This is a genomic window from Streptomyces sp. NPDC107538 (genome assembly GCF_055657445.1).
This window is the reverse complement of record NZ_JBVKAY010000007.1, coordinates 231,890-249,211: the sequence shown is the minus strand read 5'-3', so window position 1 is coordinate 249,211 and position 17,322 is coordinate 231,890. Positions and strand designations below refer to the sequence as shown.

The 17,322-nt window shown below is 70.8% G+C and carries 15 protein-coding genes; 4 read left to right on the top strand and 11 right to left on the bottom strand.

From position 1 onward, the window contains the following. The first annotated feature begins 4 nt into the window (after positions 1 to 4). Both ACZ7MG_RS25800 and ACZ7MG_RS25795 read left to right on the top strand, forming a co-directional pair. Positions 5 to 1,393 carry an ABC transporter substrate-binding protein gene (locus ACZ7MG_RS25800; RefSeq protein ID WP_471380869.1) on the top strand — a complete coding sequence of 463 codons (1,389 nt, stop codon included), beginning with the start codon at positions 5 to 7 and terminating at the stop codon, positions 1,391 to 1,393. Positions 1,394 to 1,431: 38 nt separating this feature from the next. Beyond that, a complete protein-coding gene (locus ACZ7MG_RS25795; RefSeq protein WP_471380868.1) occupies positions 1,432 to 2,634 on the top strand; it encodes a Gfo/Idh/MocA family protein in 1,203 nt (400 codons plus the stop codon). Between the two features lie 57 nt (positions 2,635 to 2,691). Here ACZ7MG_RS25795 and ACZ7MG_RS25790 read toward each other — a convergent pair whose 3' ends face one another. Beyond that, the gene (locus ACZ7MG_RS25790) at positions 2,692 to 3,387 is read right to left on the bottom strand and encodes a L,D-transpeptidase family protein (protein ID WP_471380867.1); all 696 of its coding nucleotides are present in this window, start codon (positions 3,385 to 3,387) and stop codon (positions 2,692 to 2,694) included. Between the two features lie 133 nt (positions 3,388 to 3,520). Here ACZ7MG_RS25790 and ACZ7MG_RS25785 point away from each other — a divergent pair, with 133 nt between their 5' ends. Then, the gene (locus ACZ7MG_RS25785; protein ID WP_471380865.1) at positions 3,521 to 4,006 is read left to right on the top strand and encodes a carboxymuconolactone decarboxylase family protein; all 486 of its coding nucleotides are present in this window, start codon (positions 3,521 to 3,523) and stop codon (positions 4,004 to 4,006) included. Between the two features lie 130 nt (positions 4,007 to 4,136). Here ACZ7MG_RS25785 and ACZ7MG_RS25780 read toward each other — a convergent pair whose 3' ends face one another. Genes ACZ7MG_RS25780 through ACZ7MG_RS25755 form a run of 6 tightly spaced genes read right to left on the bottom strand, consistent with a single transcriptional unit; the run spans position 4,137 to position 12,239 of the window. After that, positions 4,137 to 4,931, bottom strand: coding sequence for an aminotransferase class IV (locus tag ACZ7MG_RS25780; RefSeq protein ID WP_471380863.1), 795 nt, complete (start codon positions 4,929 to 4,931; stop codon positions 4,137 to 4,139). A gap of 16 nt (positions 4,932 to 4,947) precedes the next feature. Continuing rightward, a complete protein-coding gene (locus ACZ7MG_RS25775) occupies positions 4,948 to 6,156 on the bottom strand; it encodes an FAD-dependent monooxygenase (RefSeq protein WP_471380861.1) in 1,209 nt (402 codons plus the stop codon). Further along, positions 6,153 to 7,748 carry a class I adenylate-forming enzyme family protein gene (locus tag ACZ7MG_RS25770; RefSeq protein WP_471380859.1) on the bottom strand — a complete coding sequence of 532 codons (1,596 nt, stop codon included), beginning with the start codon at positions 7,746 to 7,748 and terminating at the stop codon, positions 6,153 to 6,155. The genes ACZ7MG_RS25775 and ACZ7MG_RS25770 overlap by 4 nt, the downstream gene beginning before the upstream one ends. A gap of 41 nt (positions 7,749 to 7,789) precedes the next feature. Continuing rightward, positions 7,790 to 9,418: a benzoate-CoA ligase family protein gene (locus ACZ7MG_RS25765; protein ID WP_471380858.1), complete on the bottom strand. Its 1,629-nt coding sequence runs from the start codon at positions 9,416 to 9,418 to the stop codon at positions 7,790 to 7,792. After that, positions 9,415 to 11,568, bottom strand: a complete 2,154-nt coding sequence (pabB, locus tag ACZ7MG_RS25760; RefSeq protein ID WP_471380856.1) for an aminodeoxychorismate synthase component I — start codon at positions 11,566 to 11,568, stop codon at positions 9,415 to 9,417. Before pabB ends, ACZ7MG_RS25765 begins: the two co-directional genes overlap by 4 nt. A 29-nt stretch (positions 11,569 to 11,597) precedes the next feature. Continuing rightward, the gene (locus ACZ7MG_RS25755; protein WP_471380855.1) at positions 11,598 to 12,239 is read right to left on the bottom strand and encodes a hypothetical protein; all 642 of its coding nucleotides are present in this window, start codon (positions 12,237 to 12,239) and stop codon (positions 11,598 to 11,600) included. A gap of 199 nt (positions 12,240 to 12,438) precedes the next feature. Between ACZ7MG_RS25755 and ACZ7MG_RS25750 the strand changes: the two genes are divergently transcribed. Then, on the top strand, positions 12,439 to 13,197 hold the full coding sequence (locus ACZ7MG_RS25750; RefSeq protein WP_471380854.1) for a DUF3050 domain-containing protein: 759 nt from the start codon (positions 12,439 to 12,441) through the stop codon (positions 13,195 to 13,197). 105 nt (positions 13,198 to 13,302) lie between these two features. Here ACZ7MG_RS25750 and ACZ7MG_RS25745 read toward each other — a convergent pair whose 3' ends face one another. The 4 genes from ACZ7MG_RS25745 to ACZ7MG_RS25730 all read right to left on the bottom strand — a co-directional run bounded on the left by ACZ7MG_RS25745 (position 13,303) and on the right by ACZ7MG_RS25730 (position 17,108). Continuing rightward, positions 13,303 to 14,118, bottom strand: coding sequence for an SDR family NAD(P)-dependent oxidoreductase (locus tag ACZ7MG_RS25745; RefSeq protein ID WP_471380853.1), 816 nt, complete (start codon positions 14,116 to 14,118; stop codon positions 13,303 to 13,305). A 123-nt stretch (positions 14,119 to 14,241) separates the two neighbouring features. Next, positions 14,242 to 15,171 (bottom strand): SDR family oxidoreductase, encoded by a 930-nt coding sequence (locus ACZ7MG_RS25740; RefSeq protein WP_471380851.1) that lies wholly within the window; start codon positions 15,169 to 15,171, stop codon positions 14,242 to 14,244. A gap of 219 nt (positions 15,172 to 15,390) precedes the next feature. Further along, a complete protein-coding gene (locus ACZ7MG_RS25735) occupies positions 15,391 to 16,020 on the bottom strand; it encodes an MBL fold metallo-hydrolase (RefSeq protein WP_471380850.1) in 630 nt (209 codons plus the stop codon). Further along, positions 16,020 to 17,108, bottom strand: coding sequence for an S-(hydroxymethyl)mycothiol dehydrogenase (locus tag ACZ7MG_RS25730; RefSeq protein ID WP_471380849.1), 1,089 nt, complete (start codon positions 17,106 to 17,108; stop codon positions 16,020 to 16,022). The genes ACZ7MG_RS25735 and ACZ7MG_RS25730 overlap by 1 nt, the downstream gene beginning before the upstream one ends. Positions 17,109 to 17,322 lie beyond the last annotated feature (214 nt).

Below are 17,322 nucleotides of genomic sequence, written 5' to 3'. Positions count from 1 at the left end.
GACCATGCGACTACCGACCATGCGACGTCCGGCCATCCGACGTCCGACCATCCGACTTCGGGCGCTGACCGCTTGGGCCGGGGCGCTGACGCTGTCCCTGGTGACCGGCTGCGCCCAGGGCGACGGCACCGGCGGGTCCTCGGACACGGTGACCTACTGGCTGTGGGACGCCAACCAGGTGCCCGCCTACCAGGCCTGCGCGAAGGGGTTCGAGAAGGAGAACCCCGGACTGACCGTGAAGATCACCCAGTTGGGGTGGAGCGACTACTGGACCAAGCTCACCGCCGGGTTCATCGCGGGCACCCAGCCGGACGTGTTCACCGACCACATCCAGAAGTTCGGCCAGTTCGCCGATCTCCAGGTCCTCGAACCGCTCGATGACCTGGGCATCGAGGACTCCGACTACCAGCCGGGCCTGGCCGCCAACTGGATCGGCCAGGACGGTCACCGCTACGGCGCCCCGAAGGACTGGGACACCGTCGCGCTCTTCTACAACAAGAAGCTGGTGGCGGACGCGGGCCTCTCCGCCGACGAGCTGAACGACCTGTCCTGGAACCCCGAGGACGGCGGCACCTTCGAGAAGGCCGTCGCCCACCTCACCGTCGACGGCAAGGGCCGGCGGGGCGACGAACCCGGCTTCGACAAGAACGACGTCAAGGTGTACGGCCTGGCCAGCAACGGCGGCGGCTACGCCGACGGGCAGACCCAGTGGAGCCCCTTCACCGGCTCGGCCGGGTGGAGTTACACGGACAAGGCGCGCTGGGGCACGACGTACCAGTACGACAGCGCGACCTTCCAGTCCGTCGTCCGGTGGTACTTCGGGCTCGCGGAAAAGGGCTACATGGTCCCCTTCGCCGATTACAACGTCCAGTCCAACCAGGCCAACACCCAGATCGCCGCGGGCAAGGCCGCCGTCACCTTCGACGGGGCCTGGATGATCTCCACCTACGCCGGGTTCAAGGGCATGGAGATCGGCTCGGCCGTCACCCCGGCCGGGCCGACCGGCAAGCGCGCCACCATGATGAACGGCCTCGCCGACTCCATCGCCAAGGCCTCCGAGAACAAGGCGGGCGCCCGGAAGTGGGTGGCGTATCTGGCCTCCGACGCCTGCCAGAGCGTGGTCGGCCGGTACGGGGTCGTCTTCCCCGCCACCCCGGCCGGCACCGAGGCCGCGGTCGCCGCGTACGAGAAGAAGGGCCTCGACGTGTCGGCCTTCACCGAACCGGTGGCCGACAAGAAGGACTTCCGGACCTTCTCCTACCCGATCACCAACTACGCGGCCGACGTCACCGCGCTCATGCAGCCCGCGATGGAGGACATCTACGGCAACGGGGCGCCGGTGAGCGGCCTCGACGAGACCAACGACCAGATCAACCTGATTCTCGACCAATGACACGACCAGTGACACGACCAGTGAAGGACATTCCCCAGATGACGTTCTCCCTCGGCATCGTCGGCGCCGGCCAGTTCTCCGGCCAGTTCGCCACGCTGTTCCAGGCCCACCCCGGCGTCGGTGACGTCTATGTGACCGACCTGCTGCCCGAGCGCGCCGAGGAACTCGCCGCCGCCCAGGGCCTGGCCGGCACCTTCCCCTCCTACGAGGCGATGCTGGAGTCGCCGGCCGTCGACGCGGTCGCGATCTTCACCCAGCGCTGGACGCACGGCCCGCTGGTGCTCCAGGGCCTGAACGCCGGCAAGCACGTCTACTCCGCGGTGCCCATGGCGATCACCGCCGACGAGATCGCGGCGATCATCGACGCGGTCAAGGCGACTGGGCTGACGTACATGATGGGCGAGACGAGTCAGTACAACCCGGCGACCGTGCACGCCCGGAACCAGATAGCCGAAGGCGCGTTCGGGCGGATCTTCTACGCCGAGGGCGACTACGTCCACGACATGGATCTGGGGTTCTACGAGGCCTACCAGTACAGCGGCGGCGAGGACTGGAAGCGCACCGCCAGTTATCCGCCGCTGCTGTACCCGACGCACTCGGTGGGCGGGGTGCTCGGCGCCTGGCGGACGCACGCGGTGAGCGTGTCCGCGATCGGTGTCGTGGACGGGCGCGGGGACGGGGTGTTCGACAAGGAGGTCAGCCAGTTCGGCAACGACTTCTCCAACGCGACCGCGCTGTTCGAGGTGGCCGGCGGCGGTTCGTTCCGTACGAACGAGTTCCGGCGGGTCGGCTACCCCTCACAGATACGGGAGTCGCGGTTCCGGTTCTTCGGTACGGACGCCAGCATGGAGCAGCTGGCCACGGTGGCGTTCTGGCAGGACAAGAAGGGGGTCGAGGACATCAGTGAACTGCTGGAGCCCAAGCCCACCATGTCCCCCGACGATCCCTCGCTCCAGCACATCGCGCCGGAGCTGCGGGCCGCCTTCACCTCCGGGTCGGCGCCGGTGCACGACCGGTCACGGCTGCCCCGGGAGTTCGACCATCTGCACAACGGGCACGAGGGCAGTCACCACTTCCTGGTGGACGACTTCGTGACCGCCGTCAACACCCGGACGCTGCCGTCGGTGAACGCCTGGGTGGCGGCCCGCTACACCCTGCCGGGCATCGTCGCGCACGAGTCCGCGCGGCAGGGCGGGGTACGGCTGGAGATCCCTGACTTCGGGGACGCGCCGGAGGCGTGACGACGCCCCGGGTGTGACGTTTCGCCACGGTCGTCGGGCCGGGCTCCTGGCCGTCCGTCAGGTGCCCGGCTTGCGGCCGTACACGTAGACGTCGTCGCCGTTCTTCAGGAGGGACCAGTACTTCTTGGCGTCGGTCTTGGTCATGTTGGTGCAGCCGTGGGAGCCGGGCGGGTTCCACATGCTGACGCCGACGGAGTGGAAGGCCTGGCCGCCGTCGAAGAACTGGGCGTAGGGCATGGGCACGTGGTAGATCGACGACACGTGGTCGATGTTCCGCCAGTAGATCTTCTTCAGGCCGGTGCGGGTCTCGTAGCCGTCGCGGCCGGTGCGGACCGGGACGGGCCCGTAGACGAGCTTCTTGCCGTCCTGGATCCAGCTCAGCTGGAGCGTGAGGTTCACACAGGCGATACGGCCCTTGTTCGTGGGGCACTTGCCGGCCTTGTTGGGGTTCTTGCCCACGGCCTTCTGCTTGTTCATGAGGTCCATCACGCCCCAGGTGACGGAACCCGCGTAGCCGATGTTCGGGGTGATGCCGTGCTTGGTCTGGAAGGCCTTGATCGCCTTGCAGTCGGCGGACGACTGCTTGCCGTCGACCGGCCGGCCGAGGAACTTCTCCACCTGCTTCTGGTACGGCCCCGCCGACGTCGTACAACTCGCCGCCTGCGCGGGCGTGGCGCCCAGCGCGAGGGTGAGCGGTGCGAGCAGTCCGGTGACGGTGAGTCCGACTGCGGCTCTTCTGCCTATGTCCCCCATGGCGACCGTTCCCTTTCCCGTGAATCGCTGGTCCTGCCTGCCTAGACAGCCGGTGGGCGCCGACGGTTGTGGGTGGGCCCGGGTCGAGACGAAACAGTTACACAGCCGGGAATTCGCATATAGAGTTCTCCTCATGAGCAACAGCGATTCCCCCTCTCGTGTGGCCCTCAAGAAAATCACCCCCGATGTGTCCGGAGCGATGGGTGCCCTGCACGGCGCCGCCGTTTCCGCGGCCCGGGACGCGAAGGTCGAACCCGAGATCCTCGAACTGATACGCATTCGCGCCTCGCAGATCAACGGCTGCGCGTTCTGCCTGGACATGCACACCAAGGACGCCCGTGCGCAGGGCGAGACCGAGCAGCGGATCTACGCGCTCAGCGCCTGGCGCGAGACCCCCTTCTTCACCGTCCGCGAGCGCGCCGCCCTGGCGTTGACCGAGGCCGTGACGCTGGTCGCCGACGGTCAGGTGCCCGACGACGTCTACGCCGAGGCGGCGGAGGTGTTCGACGAGGAGCAGGTCGCGGCGCTGATCTGGGCGGCCACCGTGATCAACGCGTACAACCGGATCGCCATCGCGACCCGGATGGTTCCGGGGGCTTATCAGCCGGCCAAGAAGTAGCCGCCCGCGATACTCCCGATACATCGGCAATAGGTTTAAAGAGAATTCAGAAACGACTTTGAGCGCCGGGCCGATTTCCTTTCGGCCCGGCGCTTTCGCGCGCCCATATATCTCTTGTGGCGCTCTGAATTCAGTGGTCCGGCAGTGGCTCCATGAGACCGTCCAGCCAGGTCCGCCATTCCGGGGCGTGGACGGCGGGGCCGGGGGTCATCGGGCGGCCGGTCCAGGCGGCGACCGGGCGGATGCCGTGGAGGGCGTTGACGAGCCACACCTCGCGCCCGTCCAGCTCCGCCAGGGAGCGTTCGCGGTGGGCGAGCCGGACACCGGTGCGGGCGGCCCGCTCCTGGATGAGCGCCATGGTGACCCCGGCGAGGAGGGGCAGCCGGGGCGGCGGCAGACAGAGCGTGTCGTCCTCCCACCAGAACAGGCTGGAGTTGGCGGCCTCCAGCACCAGACCGGAGGGCGCGATGAGCACGGCCTCGTCGGCGTCGGCCCCGGACGCCCGCCGACGCACCCGGGCCAGGGCGTCCAGGTCCGGCCCCTTGCGGCGGGGCACGGTCCGCGGGTCGGGCTGACCGGCCGCCCACACCCGGACCTCGGCCGTGAGCGGCGGGGCGTGCCGCAGCAGAAGCCGCAACTCCAGTGATCCGGCGGCGAGTTCGACACGGGGGAACCACTCCCCCGTGCGCGGCAGGGCGCGGGTCATGTCCTGCCAGAAGTCGACGACCTGTCCGAGGGGCGGTGCGCCGCACTCGCCGCAGGACCGCAGGAACCGCTCGCGGTGCCGGTCGAAGCCGCGCACCCGTCCGTCGCGCAGCAGCCATGAGTCGGCGACGAGGAGACGCCCGGCCCGGGCCTCGCCGGGGACGAGGCCGTGTTCGGGTGACCAGGTCGACAGACCTTCCGCGGTGGCGGGTTGTGTCACTGGGGACTCCTGTCGTTCAGTATCTGCGGCCCGCGACGGCCGGGGCGCCGTGCCGGGGCCCGTACGGCGCGTGTTCCAGCCAGGCGCCGCAGCGGGGCACCACGGGGGCGAGGGCCGCCGCCGCGCGCTGCTTGACGCGGACGATACGGCGCCGGGGCCGCAGATGGTCCAGGGCCGTGCCGGCGGCGGCGCTGTTGAACAGGCCCGCCGAACGCCGGACCTCGGCGAAGGAGTCGACCGCCTCGGGGGTCCCGTCGGCGATCGCGCGGGCCGCGGCGACCGCGTCCGCGATACCGCTGTTCATGCCGCGCGCCCCGAACGGCGGGAAGAGATGGGCGGCTTCACCGGCCAGCAGCACCCGGCGGTGCGGGTCGGTGAACGCGGCGGCGACCTTGCGCAGGAAGCGGTAGGTGGACACCCACAGGACGCGCTCGCCGTACCCGTCGCCGACGACCTCCGGCAGCCAGCGCCGTACGGCCTCCCGGGTGCCGAACTCCTCGGTGGCGTCGTCGTCGCGGCACTGCAGGTCGAGCTGGAAGCCGCCGGTGAACGGCACCCGCATGACGCTGCGGCCGCCGAGCGCGGGATGCTCGTAGTGGAAGACCCGTTCCAGGGGCAGTTCGGCGCCGGGGATGTCGGCGATGTCCGCGACGACGTGGAAGCCCTCGCCGTGGGTGCCCTCCAGCGGGATGCCCAGTTCGCGCCGTACGGCCGAGCGGGCGCCGTCGGCGGCGATCGCGTGGGTACCCGTCCAGGTGCGGCCGTCCTCGCCGGTGAGGGTCACGCCGTCCGGGTCGGTCCGTACGCCGGTGATCCGGGCGTCCCACACGAACTCCACGCCCGCGTCCCGGCAGGCGTCGAGCAGGAAGCGCTCGGTGTCGACCTGGCGGAGGCTGGTGAAGGGCGGGGTGCCGGTGGGCGGCGGGAAGGTGCGGGCGTACACCTCGCGGCCCCGGTACAGGGTGCGCTTGGTGTGCCAGGTCTGCCCGTACGCGGCGATCTTGACCGCGAGGCCCGGGTGGGCCTCCTCCAGGAGCTCCAGGGTCTCGCGGTGCACGAACAGGGCGCGGCTGCCGGGGCGTTCACGGCCCTCGGGGTCGGCTTCGAGGAGGGTGACGGGGAGGTCGTGGGCGCGCAGGGCGAGGGCGGCGGACAGGCCCACGGGGCCGGCGCCCACGACGAGAACGGGGACGGGGGCGGCGGGGCCGGGGCTGGGGGGCGTCATGCGCGGGTGCTTTCGGTGAGCATGCGGGTGATCTCGACCCGCTTGACCTTCCAGGTGGAGGTCATCGGCAGTTCCTCGAACCGCCATTGGCGGGGCTCCGCCATGGCCGGCAGGTCGGCCGTGGCCTCGTGCCAGCGGCGCGGGTCCAGGGGGCGTTCGCCGCGGACGCAGACCACGGGGACGGGTTCCCGGTCGACGCCGGGGACGATGACGACCTCGCGCAGCTCCTCCAGCCGGGACATCAGGGTGTCCTCGATCTCCAGGTTGCTGTGCACGGAGTCGATCTGGTCGATCTCGCGGTCGATGAGGTAGAGGGCGCCCCAGCGGCTCTGGTAGCCCATGTCGCCCATCTGCCACCAGCCGCTGTCGAGTTGCCGCAGATAGCGTTCCCGGGCGCCGAGGTAGGTGAGGATGCGGCCCCGGGTGCGGGCCTCGATCCGGCCGGCGGTGCCGGGGGCGACCCGTCGTCCGGCGTCGTCGGCGACGCGGACGCGGGTGAAGCCGGGGATGCCGATGCCGACGCGGCGGCCGTCGGCGCGGGCGGCGCTGCGGCGGGTGAACCACTGGAAGGCGACCGGGCCGGTCTCGCTCTGCCCGTACAGCTGGATCAGCCACGGCGAGCGCCGGTTCGAGGCGTCCAGCAGCCGCTGCACGGTACGCGGGTGGATGGCGTCGAAGGTCGAGCCGTACGAACGGACGCGGGACAGCGGCGCTCCGGGCGCGTCGGCCAGCTCCTCCCACAGGACGAAGGTGTTGGGGTGGGTCTCGACGATGCCGGGGCGGTGGCGGGCCAGCAGCGGGCCCACGTTCGACGGTTCCGGGTCGATGATCAGGACCAGTGGGCTGCCGAAGTGCAGCAGGACGCCGAGCAGATGGTAGAAGCGCGAGTGCACGAACGACATGTGCAGCGCGGCGGTCTCGCCCCGGGTCGGCCAGCCCATCGCCTTCTGCGGGACGAGCCGGTTCCACATGGTGTTCGGGCAGTGCACGGCCAGCTTGGGCAGGCCGGTGGTGCCGGAGCTGTGGGTGATGAGGGACGGGTCGCGGGGGTGCAGCCGGACGGCCGCCGGGGTCGGGGCGCCCGCGTACTTCTGCAGCGGTTCGGCGCCGGCGGCGTCGTCGACGGAGAGCGTGCGCCGGACGAGGCCGGTGAGGTCGACGTCCTTCAGGGGGCCTTCGAGCTTGGCCCGGTCGGTGATCAGCCAGGGCCGGTGGAGGCGTTCGAGGAGCTGCCCGACCACCGGGCCGGCGAGGCCGGGCGACAGCAGCACCGGGACGGCGCCGATACGGGAGACCGCGCAGGTCAGCAGCACGATGTCGACGTTGTCCGTCTTGTGGACGACCACCTCCTCGGAGGGGCGCACGCCCGCTTCCCAGAGGCGGCCGGAGAGTTCGTCGACGAGGTCGGCGAGCGCGGCGTAGGAGAGGTCGGTCCCGAGGTCGGGGTTGACGTCGAGGGTCCGGTCCAGGGTGACGAAGACGGAGCCGTGGCGGTCGGCGGCCTCTCTGAACATCGAGCCCAGATAGAAGCCGCGGCCGGCCAGGGCGAGCGTCGGTGCGGGCTGCCGGTCGGCCTGGAGTTGGTCGCGCATGGGACCGGACCTTTCTGCGGGGACGAGGGTGTCGGCCATGCTCACCACGCGCCCTGGCGGACGAGGTGGCGGCGGAGCTTGCCGGTCGCGGTGCGCGGCAGGGTGGGGACGAAGCTGACGCTGCGGGGGACCTTGAAGGCGGCGAGCCGGTCGCGGGCCATGCAGATCAGTTCGGCCTCCAGGCCCACCCCGATGGGCGGGACGGGGACCACGAAGGCCCGTAGCTTGCTGGCGCCGCGCTCGTCGGTGACGGCCGCCACGGCGACGTCCCGGACCCCGGGGTGGGTGCGCAGCAGCGCCTCGATCTCCAGCGGGGAGACGGTGATGCCGCCGACCATCTCCATGTCGTCGGCCCGGCCCAGATGCCGGTAGGTGCCGTCGGGTTCGCGGACGGCACGGTCCCGGGTGTTGAGCCAGCCGCCGACGAGGGTGCGGTCGTTCTCCTCCGGCCGGTTGAGATAGCCGGGGGTCACCGTCGGGCCGCGGACCCACAGGTCACCCGTCTCGCCGTCCGCGACCTGGGCGCCCGAGCGGTCGCGGAGTTCGACCTCGAAGCCGGGGACGGGGCGGCCGACGGTGCCGGGGTGGTTGTGGTCGAAGCTGTTGGCGCAGAAGGCGTGGCCGGCCTCGGTGGAGCCGATCTGCTCCAGGACGGGGGCTCCGAGCAGTTCGGTGACCTGCGTGCCGAGTCCGGCGGGCATGCCCTCGCCGGCCGACACCGCCGCGCGCACCGAGGCGAAGCAGTCCTCGTGGCCGCCGGCCCGGTCGGCGACCAGGGCGGCGTACGCCGACGGCACCGAGTAGAGCAGGGTCACCCGGTGCCGGGCGACGAGTTCGTCGACCGCCGCGGGGGTGGGACGGCGGTCGGCGAGGACGGCGGCGGAGCCGGAGAAGAGCGGGAAGACGAGGGCGTTGCCGAAGCCGTAGGCGAAGTACAGCCGGGAGACCGAGAGGGTGACGTCGTCCGGGGTGATCCGCAGCAGTCTGCGGCCGATGAGGTCGTGGTACGTCTTGGGGTCGCCGTGGACGTGGACGACGCCCTTGGGGTGGCCGGTCGTGCCCGAGGTGTACTGGATGTAGAGGGGGGTGTGGGCGTCTACGGGGTGGGCCGTCTCCTTGGGCGTGGCTGTGGTGCTCAAGGCCGTCAGTTGGTCGGAACTGAGGCGTGGCGCCGCTACCGCCGTCTTCACAGTGCGGATCGTGCGTGGCTGGTCGCGCAGTTCCTCGCGCCCCTTGCGGGGCGCGGGTATGCCGGCCGAACCGTACGTGTCCAGGCCGGGGCCCGTCACCCACAGGACCGCTTCCGTGTCCTCCGCCATGAACTGGAGTTCCGGCGGGGTGAGTTCGGGGTTGACCAGGACGGCTACCGCGCCCAGGCGGGCCAGGGCGAGGAACGTGGTGACCCAGGTGACGGAGTCCGGGAGGGCGAGCAGGACCCGGTCGCCGGGGCGGACCCCGTGGTCGGCGAGGACGGTGGCGGCGCGGGCCGCGAGGTCGTGGATCTCGCCGTGGGAGTAGGCCCGGTGGCCCTGGTGGAAGGCGGGGCGGGCGGTCCAGCCGCGCCGGTCGGCCAGGGCGGCGAGATGGGCCGCGAGGTTGCCGGGGGCGTCGGCGTCGCCGTGGAGGCGGGTGGGCCGGCCCGTCGTCGTGATCGTCGTCGTGATCGTCATCGCGTCGGCTCCTCGGTGACGGCCGGGGCGGAGGCGTGCTCCCGGTGGGCCCGCATGAGTGCCGCCGTCTTCAGCAGCATCTCGTCGTACTCGGCGGCCGGATCGGAGTCGAGGACGATCGCGCCGCCCGCGCCCAGATGCATACGGCCGCCCTGGAACACGGCGGTACGGATGACGATGTTGAGGTCCGCGCCGCCGCTGCACCCGAGATAGCCGAGGGCTCCCGAGTACACGCCGCGCGCCTCGGTCTCCAACTCGTCGATGATCTCCAGGGTGCGGAGCTTGGGTGCCCCGGTCATCGAGCCGCCCGGGAAGCAGGCCCGGACGCAGTCGACCGCGTCGGTGCCCTCCCGGAGTCTGCCCTCGACCGTGGAGACCAGCTGGTGCACGGTGGCGTAGGTCTCGGTGGCCATGAGGCGGGTGACCTTCACCGAGCCGGTCCGGGAGACCCGGCCGAGGTCGTTGCGGAGCAGGTCGACGATCATCAGGTTCTCGGCGCGGGTCTTGGCGTCCGCGGCGAGTTCGTCCCGCAGCCGGTCGTCCTCCTCCGGGGTCGCGCCCCGGGGCGCGGTGCCCTTGATGGGCTTGGCCTCGGCGACACCGTCGCGGGTGATCCGCAGGAAGCGCTCGGGGGACGAGCCCGCGATGTCGAGGTCGCCGAACCTGAGGAAGGAGGCGTACGGGGCCGGGTTGATCCGGCGCAGCACCCGGTAGAAGTCGTACGGGTCGTAAGGGGCGGGTAACCGGGCCGCGTTGGTCAGACAGATCTCGTAGCTCGTGCCCGCGTTCAGCTCCGCCTTGCAGGCCTCGATGTCGGCGAGGTAGGTGGCGCGGTCGCGGACGAGCCAGGGCTCGGCGGCGCGGGGGTAGGGCCGGCCGGCCGCCCTCAGGGGGACCGTGGCGTCCGAGGAGACGAAGGTCAGCTGGGCCAGCGCGGTGTCGAGCCAGTCGCCGGCCTCACGGGACGCCGCCGGGGTGTCCTCGGACAGGCAGACGGCGTAGGTGTGGCCCTCCTCGTGGTCCACGGCGATCAGGCGGTCCGCGAACAGCCAGGCGGCGTCCGGGGTTTCGGCCGTGTGCCGGTTCGAGGAGCCGGTGTCGGCCTTGAGTTCGTAGCCGAAGTAGCCGACATAGCCGCCGGTGAAGTCGAAGGGCAGGCCGGTCGCGTCGACCTTGCGGGCGGCCAGCTGCCGCTTCAGATAGTCGAAGACGCTCGCCTGGACCCGGCGGGTGGGGCGTCCCGCCCGCTCGATCTCGCACTGGCCGCTGTCGACGTCGTAGCGGACGACCTCGGCGAGCGGGCCGCTGCCGTCGCCGAAGAACGAGAACCGCGACAGGCCCGGCTCCACGCGGGAGCTGTCCAGCCAGAAGGCGTGCGGCGCGTCGGCGTACATCCGGGTGAAGGCGGCCTCGGCGTCGACGGCGCCGGCGATCCGGCGGGTGTGCAGCCGGTAGGCGGGTCCCGGGGGCCGCCGGGGGCGGGGGATCGCGCCGGGCAGAGGGGACGCCGCGGTGGGGTGCGTACCGGCGACGGAGGCGACCGCCGTGTTCTTGGTGCGCGGGCTGCCGGCCCGTTCCGCCGTGAGGTTGCGGAAGTTGACCAGCAGGCGGTGGCCGTGGTCGGTCAGGATCGACTCGGGGTGGAACTGCACGCCCCACAGCGGCCGTTCGCGATGGCGCAGGCCCATGAGGACGCCGTCCTCCGACCATGCGGTGGCCTCCAGGGTCGGCGGCAGCGGCTCACGCACGGACAACGAGTGGTAGCGGACGACCGAGAAGTTCTGCGGCAGACCGCGGAACAGGTCGCGGCCGTCGTGCCGGACCGTGGACAGATGCCCGTGCCGGGGCCACGGCGCGGGCTCGACATCGGCCCGCTCCCCCGCCGCGATGCCCTGATGGCCCAGACAGACGCCCAGGACGGGGATCTCGGCCTCGGCGATCAGCCGGGCCGCGATCCCGAAGTCACGCGGTTCCGAGGGGTGGCCCGGTCCCGGCGACACCACCACGTTGTCGAATTCCCGCAGCTCCGGTATGTCCTCGGCCGAAGCGTCGTTGAGCACCACCACCGGCTCCTCGCCATTGACCTCGGCGATCAGCTGGAACAGGTTGTACGTGTACGAGTCGTAATTGTCGATGAGCAGGGTCTTCAACCCGCCCACCCCCCTCTTCGTTCTCGGACCTAGACGGTCCGTCGTTTGTGTCGGCCACGCAGCGCCTGCAACGGCGGATACAGCCATTTCTTCAGGAACTTCTGGAGTCTCGGCATGAGGATCCAGGTGACGATGGCTGCCACGGACAGACACAGCAGAAGTGTACGGAAAAGCGGATTAAGGTCGTTGAGATAGGGAAGTATTGCCTGGTTGAATAAGAACACGGGCGGGAAGACCGCACCGGAATTCACCAACCAGAGTTTCCATTTCGGGGGTGGCCCCGGAGGCCCGGCCGGCGTCGGGGCGCGGGCCGCCTGGGAGTCGAACCAGGCCCGGGAACCCACGACGCTCCGTCGGCCGGTCTCCTGTGCCAACTCGTCGACGCGGGCCGACCACTGCGCCCAGACCACGGAGTTCTCCCAGGTCCGGGCCGTTTCTTCGCTGTCGAAGCGGTAGACGACATGCCACTCAGCCCCTCCGTCGACGAGTACGCCACCCCCCAGAAAGCCCGGCTGCCGCGCACTGGCACGCAGCACGGCCCACCCCCAGGAATGGAAGTCGGCCTCGCGCCCCGGCACCACGTGGTACGCGAGGGTGACGGTAACGGGATTCCTGCTCACGACGTCGAATACGAGAGGATCCGAGACCCCGTTCAAAGATTCAACGAACATTTTCAAAGGTGTCCGGATCGTGCGCCTATGACGGTCTTTCAGATGTCTTGACGCATTTCGTCGAGTATTACGGCAGGGTAACTTCCGGCACTTCTTGAAAGCGGTTGCCCGGTCGAGCGGAACAGGAGCACCATCGCCAGGAGGAGCGGGGGGAATTGCACGAAAGTGAGGGAGAGTCATGTCCAGGTACGACTGGGATATGAACCACGAGGGAATCGACCGGGCGCGCTCCGCGATCGAGCCCGTGCGGAAAGAAGTCACCGCGCACCCGATCTATCGGCGCATCGACAGCCGTGCCGATATGGCGGTGTTCATGGAGCACCATGTTTTCGCGGTGTGGGACTTCATGTCCCTCCTCAAATCCCTCCAACGGGATCTGACCTGTGTGGACGTCCCCTGGGTGCCGCGCGGGTCCGAGGTGAGCCGGCGGCTCATCAACGACATCGTGCTCGTCGAGGAGAGCGACGAACTGAACGGCGGGTTCACCAGTCATTTCGAGCTGTACCGGTCGGGCATGGCCGAGGCCGGGGCGGACACCGGCCGCCTGGACTCGTTCCTCGGGCTCGTCGGCGAGGGCCACGACGTGTCGGCGGCGCTGCGGGTGGCCCAAGTGCCCGGTCCCGCGGCCGAGTTCGTCCGGACGACCTTCGAGATCACCGGGAAGCGGCCGCTGCACTGCCGGGCCGCGGCGTTCGCGTTCAGCCGGGAGGACCTGATCCCGGACATGTTCGACCAGGTGATCAAGAAGGAGGGGACGGAGCGGTTCCCGCTGTTCTGCGACTATCTCGCGCGGCACATCGAGGTGGACGGGGAGGAGCACACGCCGATGGCGATGGCGATGGTGGCGGATCTGTGCGGTGGGGTGGAGGGGCGGTGGGAGGAGGCCGTGGAGACGGCGGTGCTGGCGTTGGAGGCGCGTGCTCGGTTCTGGGACGGGATCGTGGCGGCGATGGGGTGAGGTTCACAGCGCCGCTGGGGCCGGGGGACGGTGGTGCGCCGACGGTGGTGCGTGGCTGGTCGCGCCCACGCGGCGGAGCCGCATAGTCGATACGGTCTCGCGCCCCTATCGGGGCACGTCCCTTTCCGCGTCCCGCCATGCCCGTGCCGCCCTGTCGAACGACGTGTTGACGGCCAGCAGGCCACCGTCCACGCGGAGGGTCGTGCCGGTGATCCAGGACGCGTCGCGGGAGGCGAGGAAGGCCACGGCGGCGGCGATGTCGGTCGGCTCGCCCACACGGCCCAGCGGGTAGATCTCGGCGAGGTCGTCGAGCTGGGACTCGCGGCCCGCCCAGCCGGGGGTCCGGATCGTGCCGGGGGCGACCAGGTTGACACGGACGCCTCGGGGCGCGGCGTCGCCCGCCAGGGTGCGGGTGAGGGAGACGAGGCCGGCCTTGGCGGCGCTGTAGGCGTGGTTGCCGAAGTCCTGGAGGCCGTTGACGGAGCCGATGTTGACGATGGCGCCGCGTCCCGAGGCCACCAGATGCGGCAGCGCCGCGCGGGAGCAGCGGAACGCGCTGGTCAGCGTGAGGTCGAGGTCGCGGGCCCAGGTCTCGTCCGGGGTGTCCTCGAAGAGCGGCTCGTCCGGGGTGCAGCCGAAGGCGTTGTTGACCAGGACGTCGAGGGAGCCGAGCGCGGACACCGCGTGCGCGACCGCCGCCTCCACGGACTCCCGGTCCCCCACGTCGCACCGGTACGCCTCGGCGGCCAGCCCCTCCCCCCGCAGTTCCGTCACCGTGCGCTCGGCCGCCGCCAGGTCCACGTCGGTGACGAGCACATGGGCGCCCTCCTCCGCCAACCGCCGCGCCGTCGCCGCGCCGATGCCGCGCGCCGCGCCCGTGATGAGAACCCCGTACCCCTCGAAACGTCCCGTCGTCTCCATACGGCAGAACGTACTGCCCGACCGATCACCGGCACAGCCGCGCCGCGATCTCCGTCCCGGTCACCGTGCGGTTCCGCCCGGGCATTCGGCGCGCCGGCGGCTGCCGCCGACGCCGCCCACGGTTCAGCGGTAGCCGGTGGTGTCCGCCGGCTTGCCCGCGTCCTGGACCTCGACGAGGTAGCGCCAGGCGTCCGGTCGGCTGCCGTCGAGGTCGGTGAAGCCGTAGGTGCGGGCGAGGGAGCCGCTGGAGAGGGATTCGCCGTTGAAGCGGGCGACCTCGGGGTCGGCGGCGAGGGCGGCGACGGCCCGGCCGACGTAGCGGGGCGTCTCCGAGATGGCGAAGTGGGGGACGCGGTCGAGCGCGTCCCGCCAGGTGTCCTCGGTGACGCCGAACCCGTCGAGCATCATCTCCGAGCGGAGCCAGCCGGGGGTGAGCGCGACGGCGGTGGCACCGCGCGGGCCGAGTTCGTGGCCGAGGGCGAACGCCATGCGCAGGACGGAGGACTTGGCGAGGTCGTAGAAGAAAGTGGCCCGGTAGTTGGCGCCGTTGTACTCGGCCGTGCCGTCGGTCATCTCCACGACCAGGCCGCCGGGGTGGCGCAGCAGCAGGGGCAGCGCGAAGTGGCTGGTGATGGCGTGGGTCTCGACGCCGAGACGCAGCAGCCGCAGACCGTTGTCGAGATCGTGCTCCCAGACCGGGCTCTCCCACTCGAAGAGCTTCTCGCCACCCCAGACGTCGTTGACGAGGACGTCGAGCCTGCCCTGTTCCTCGGCGATCCGGTCCACCAGGACCCGTACTTGGTCCGGTTCGAGATGGTCGGTGGGTACGGCGATGCCGTGGCCGCCCGCCTCGGTGACCAGGTCGGCGGTGTCCTCCAGGGTTTCCGGGCGGTCGTACTCGGAGCGTCGCTCGCGGGTGGAGCGGCCGGTGACGTAGACGGTCGCGCCGGCCGCGCCCAGTTCCACGGCGATGCCGCGGCCCGCTCCGCGGGTTGCTCCGGCGACGAGGGCGATCTTGTTCTTGAGCGGCTTGGTGCTGGGCGGTGTCGACATGTCCGGCCTCCTGGGTGTGGCTGTCACCTTGGGGGCGCCGGGGGTGTTTCGGCGTCCTCGACACGAGGGTGTCGTGGAAGCCGGACATCTTCTGTCGGGTTTTCTGTGGGACGCCCAATAGCTCGGTCGATGGGGTGATCGGGCGGCTGCGGGTTCGTTGTGGCTTGTCGCGCAGTTCCCCGCGCCCCTTTCGGGGCGCGGGTGCGGGACTCTTCCGGATCAGTGGCCCCGGTTGATCCACTCCTCCAGGTGTGGGGCCTCGGCGCCGATCGTCGTCGTGTCGCCGTGACCCGTGCGGACGACCGTGTCGGGTGGGAGGGCGAGGAGGCGGTCGCGGATGGAGTCGATGATGGTCGGGAAGTGGGAGTAGGAACGGCCGGTGGCGCCGGGGCCGCCGGAGAAGAGGGTGTCGCCGGTGAAGACCGTGCCGAGGGCCGGGTCGTAGAGGCAGACGGCGCCCGGCGCGTGGCCGGGGGTGTGCAGGACGGTCAGATCGGCTCCGGCGGCCTCGATGACCTGGCCGTCGGCCAGCCAGTGGTCGGGCAGCCGGTCCGGGTGGGTCTGCTTCCACAGGGGCAGGTCGTCCGGGTGGAGCCAGATCGGCGCGCCGGTGCGCTCCGCGAGGGCGGGGGCGGCGTCGATGTGGTCGTTGTGGGCGTGGGTGCAGACGATGGCCGAGAGCCGGCGCTCCCCCACGGCCTCGGCGATCGCGTCGGCGTCGTGGGCGGCGTCGATGACGATGACCTCATGGTCGTCGCCGACGAGCCAGACGTTGTTGTCGACGTCCCAGGTGCCTCCGTCGAGGCTGAACTGGCCCGAGGTGACGAGGTGTTCGATGCGCGCGGCCATCAGAGGACCACCACCGAGCGCAGGACGTCGCCGCCGTGCATCCGCTCGAAGGCCTTCTCCACGTCGTCCAGTGCGATGGTCTCGGTGACGAACGCCTCCAGGTCCAGGCGGCCCTGGAGATAGAGGTTGATCAGCATGGGGAAGTCGCGGTCGGGCAGGCAGTCGCCGTACCAGGAGGACTTCAGGGAGCCGCCGCGTCCGAAGACGTCGAGGAGGGGCAGCTCCAGCTTCATCTCCGGGGTGGGGACGCCGACGAGGACGACCGTTCCGGCCAGGTCGCGGGCGTAGAAGGCCTGCTTGTAGGTCTCCGGGCGGCCGACCGCCTCGATGACCACGTCGGCGCCGAAGCCGCCGGTCAGCTCCCGGATCGCCTCGACCGCGTCGGTGTCCTTGGAGTTGACCGTGTGGGTCGCGCCGATGCTCTTGGCGGTGGTCAGCTTCCGGTCGTCGATGTCGACGGCGATGATCTTCTCGGCGCCGGCCAGCCGGGACCCGGCGATCGCCGCGTCGCCGACACCGCCGCAGCCGATGACCGCGACGCTGTCGCCCCGGCCCACGTTGCCGGTGTTGATGGCGGCACCGATACCGGCCATGACGCCACAGCCCAGCAGTCCGGCGACCGCGGGCGCGGCGGCCGGGTCGACCTTGGTGCACTGACCGGCGGCGACGAGCGTCTTCTCCGCGAACGCGCCGATGCCCAGCGCCGGGGACAGCTCCTGGCCGGTCGAGGCGAGGGTCATCTTCTGCTTCGCGTTGTGGGTGCTGAAGCAGTACCAGGGGCGGCCGCGCCGACAGGCCCGGCAACTGCCGCACACCGCACGCCAGTTGAGGATCACGAAGTCGCCGGGGGCGACGTCCGTGACCCCGGCGCCGACGGACTCCACCACACCGGCGGCCTCATGGCCGAGCAGGAAGGGGAAGTCGTCGTTGATGCCGCCCTGCTTGTAGTGCAGGTCGGTGTGGCACACCCCGCACGCCTGCACCTTCACCACGGCCTCCCCCGGCCCCGGGTCGGGCACGACGATCGTCTCGATCCGCACCGGTTCGTTCTTGCCCGGTGCGATCACGCCGCGTACTTCCTGCGCCATGGTGAACCCTTCCGTCGATCCGAGATGGCGGTCGCCCGCCCATGGTCACCCTACGGAGTGACCAGCGAGTAGGACCGCCGGGGCGGGCACGGCCGTGACCGAAAGCCGCCGGGTCGCGCAGACCGTCGCCACGCCGTCGCGCCCCGTCACGACGTCACCGAATACCCCCCTGGGTATATCTGCTACCGTTGCACGCATACCCCCGGGGGTAATT

Excerpts from the sequence above, each read along its gene's own strand:
- ACZ7MG_RS25800 (WP_471380869.1), top strand. The coding sequence starts at position 5 with ATGCGACTACCGACCATGCGACGTCCGGCCATCCGACGTCCGACCATC.
- ACZ7MG_RS25795 (WP_471380868.1), top strand. The coding sequence starts at position 1,432 with ATGACGTTCTCCCTCGGCATCGTCGGCGCCGGCCAGTTCTCCGGCCAG.
- ACZ7MG_RS25790 (WP_471380867.1), bottom strand. The coding sequence starts at position 3,387 with ATGGGGGACATAGGCAGAAGAGCCGCAGTCGGACTCACCGTCACCGGA.
- ACZ7MG_RS25785 (WP_471380865.1), top strand. The coding sequence starts at position 3,521 with ATGAGCAACAGCGATTCCCCCTCTCGTGTGGCCCTCAAGAAAATCACC.
- ACZ7MG_RS25775 (WP_471380861.1), bottom strand. The coding sequence starts at position 6,156 with ATGACGCCCCCCAGCCCCGGCCCCGCCGCCCCCGTCCCCGTTCTCGTC.
- ACZ7MG_RS25770 (WP_471380859.1), bottom strand. The coding sequence starts at position 7,748 with ATGCGCGACCAACTCCAGGCCGACCGGCAGCCCGCACCGACGCTCGCC.
- ACZ7MG_RS25765 (WP_471380858.1), bottom strand. The coding sequence starts at position 9,418 with ATGACGATCACGACGACGATCACGACGACGGGCCGGCCCACCCGCCTC.
- ACZ7MG_RS25755 (WP_471380855.1), bottom strand. The coding sequence starts at position 12,239 with ATGTTCGTTGAATCTTTGAACGGGGTCTCGGATCCTCTCGTATTCGAC.
- ACZ7MG_RS25750 (WP_471380854.1), top strand. The coding sequence starts at position 12,439 with ATGAACCACGAGGGAATCGACCGGGCGCGCTCCGCGATCGAGCCCGTG.
- ACZ7MG_RS25745 (WP_471380853.1), bottom strand. The coding sequence starts at position 14,118 with ATGGAGACGACGGGACGTTTCGAGGGGTACGGGGTTCTCATCACGGGC.
- ACZ7MG_RS25740 (WP_471380851.1), bottom strand. The coding sequence starts at position 15,171 with ATGTCGACACCGCCCAGCACCAAGCCGCTCAAGAACAAGATCGCCCTC.
- ACZ7MG_RS25735 (WP_471380850.1), bottom strand. The coding sequence starts at position 16,020 with ATGGCCGCGCGCATCGAACACCTCGTCACCTCGGGCCAGTTCAGCCTC.
- ACZ7MG_RS25730 (WP_471380849.1), bottom strand. The coding sequence starts at position 17,108 with ATGGCGCAGGAAGTACGCGGCGTGATCGCACCGGGCAAGAACGAACCG.